Annotated in this window: 2 protein-coding genes and 2 pseudogenes; 1 reads left to right on the top strand and 3 read right to left on the bottom strand. The window is 72.6% G+C overall.

All coding sequences use genetic code 11. The features are described 5' to 3' along the window. The 3 genes and pseudogenes from G6R25_RS28410 to G6R25_RS28420 all read right to left on the bottom strand — a co-directional run. Positions 1-1,040, bottom strand: a 1,040-nt coding sequence (locus tag G6R25_RS28410) for a WD40 repeat domain-containing protein (protein WP_419469409.1), incomplete at its 3' end; no start/stop codon positions are given. Between the two features lie 111 nt (positions 1,041-1,151). Continuing rightward, positions 1,152-1,244 (bottom strand): annotated as a pseudogene (locus G6R25_RS31060) (hypothetical protein); the annotation flags it as partial. Positions 1,245-1,716: 472 nt separating this feature from the next. Beyond that, a pseudogene (locus G6R25_RS28420) lies at positions 1,717-2,175 on the bottom strand (protein kinase domain-containing protein); the annotation flags it as partial. Here G6R25_RS28420 and G6R25_RS28425 point away from each other — a divergent pair. Then, positions 2,056-2,326: hypothetical protein (locus tag G6R25_RS28425; protein ID WP_235949495.1), on the top strand; the 271-nt coding region annotated here is incomplete at its 3' end. The pseudogene G6R25_RS28420 and the gene G6R25_RS28425 overlap by 120 nt on opposite strands.

A 2,326-nucleotide genomic window follows, 5' to 3' on the forward strand; every position in this document is an offset into this window, starting at 1 on the left:
GACGGCACAACGGGGCCGATACTCCGTGTAGCAGATCGCAACCTAGAACGATCTTCCCGGGGCCCTGGCGCTTCACCGTGGCGGTGCCGGTGCGGTTGACGTCGAGGCGGCAGATGTCGGCAGCGATGGACACGGCGACTGATAGTGAATTCGGGGTAGCGCCTGGTGCCTTCGGCGGGGGTGAGCTGGCCGGACGGGTTGGCGCAGGCCCGGCGGGAGACGCTGGCGGGGTCAAGGTCCCACAGTCGTGCGGTGCTGTCGTCGCCCGCGGTGATCAGCCGGGAGCCGTCGGGGGTGAAGTCGGCGGCGCTGATGGTCGCGGTGTTCCTGGTGAGGGTGGCCAGCGGCCTTGGATCGTGCGGATCGGTGATGTTCCAGAGGCGGGCGGTGCCGGCGGCGTCGGCTGTGGCGAGGCGGGTGACGTCGGGACTGAAGGCGACGGCGGTCACGGCACCGGTCGTGGCGAGACGGGTGATGTCGAGCGCGGTGACAGTGCCGGTGGTCTCGCGGGATGCCCCATCGACGGGATGGATGGTGCTGAGCGGTCGTGGGGCGCGGGGGGCGGTGATGTCCCACAGGGTGGCGGTGCCGTCGAGGTCGGCGGTGGCGAGGGTGTGCCCGTCGGCGCTGAGCGCGATGTTCAGTGGTAGGCCGCTGGGGGTGATGCGGGCCAGCGGTTGAGGGTTGCGGGGCGTGGTCAGGTCCCACAGGCGGACGGTGCCGTCGACGCTGTTGGTGGCAAGAACGGTGCCGTCCGGGGTGAACAGCGCGGTGCCGGTGGCGTCGTCGTGGGCGTGGACGGTGGCGAGGATCGACAGATGGACCGGGTCGGTGGCGTCGAGGACGAACAGCACGCCGGTGCTGGTGGTGACGGCGAGCAGGGTGCCGGCGGGGTTGAACATGGCGGCGATGGGGTTCCCGGCGTCGCGCAAGGTCTGGGTGCTGATCGCGGTCGGGGCGGCGCGGTCGGTGGTGTTCCACAGATGAAGGGTGGCGTCGTCGCTGGTGGTGACGGCGATGGTGGCGTCGGGGCTGAGCATGACGCCGTTGACCTGGGCGGAGTGCGGGAGCGTGGCGAGCGGCCTGGCAAGGGCGGTGGGCTGGGTGAAGTCCCACAGGCGTGCGGTCTGGTCGGTGCTGGAGGTGGCGAGGGTCCGCCCGTCGCGGCTGATGGCCTGGCTGGCGATCGGCCCGCCGTGTCCGGCTTCGGCGAGCGGGGGCAGGTGACTGGCGGTGGTGGTCAGGAGGGCATCGGCGCTGTCGTCGGTGGGGGTGAGCCGCCAGGCGGCGACGGCAAGTCGTTCGGCGAGCGCGGGGTCGGGTGGCGGTGCGGGCGGCGGCGGTCAGGGTGCGGCTGGCGGTGCTGCGCTGTGCGGCGGTGAGGGCCCCGGCGGGTTCCCGTCGGTCCGCGGTGCGCAGGGCGAGCAGGGCGGCGGCGATGAGGGCGGTGACGGTGACGGTGACGGTGGCAAGCCCGGTGAGCACCGCGCGGCGCCGTCGAACGGCTCGGGGTGCAGGCGGTACCGGTGCCGGAACGACTGGGGAGTGGTTGGGCTGCGCTGCTGGGTCCGGGCCGTGGGCGACGTCGGGGACCCATCGGCCGGCGCCGATGCCTGCGGCGATGGGGGGCGCCGGGACGGGGGTCGGACCGATGAGGAGTCGATAAAGCTGCTCGGCGCTTGGCCGGTCGGCGGGCTGCTTGGCCATGGCGGCGCTGACGACGGAACGCAACCTCGCGGGTAGCCGGTGGAGGGCATCGGGCGCGTCGTGCCGGATCCGGTGAGGCAGTAGGGCGAGAGGTTGTTCGGGGAACGGCGGTGTGCCGGTGGCGGCGAACAGGACCACGCCACCCCAGGCGAAAATGTCCATCGCTGGGCCGGGCGGGTGGCCGTCGAGGGCTTCCGGCGCCATGTAGGCGGGGGTTCCGACGTGCTGCTCGACGTCGAGCACGGTCATGCCGTGGGCGGTGGCGATGCCGAAGTCGATGACACGGGCGCCGGTCGGGGACAGTAGGACGTTGCCGGGTTTCAGATCGCGGTGCACGACTCCGGCGCCGTGGATGACCGTGAGCGCGGTGGCCATGTTGACCGCGACCTGTTCCAGTTCGGCGCCAGGCAGCGGGCGGCGACGGACCGCGCGGGCGAGGGTGGGGCCGGGAACGTAGTCGGTGACCAGATAGGGCGGGCTGCCGCGGGGATCGGCGTCGCGGACGGCGGCGGTGCAGAACCGGGGCACCCGGCGGGCGGCTTCGACTTCTCGGCGGAACCGGACCGCGGTCGGGCAGGAAGGATGACGGCCCCACCGATTACCACCGTCGAACCACACG

The organism is Candidatus Frankia alpina, from assembly GCF_902806485.1.
Taxonomy (GTDB): domain Bacteria; phylum Actinomycetota; class Actinomycetes; order Frankiales; family Frankiaceae; genus Frankia; species Frankia alpina.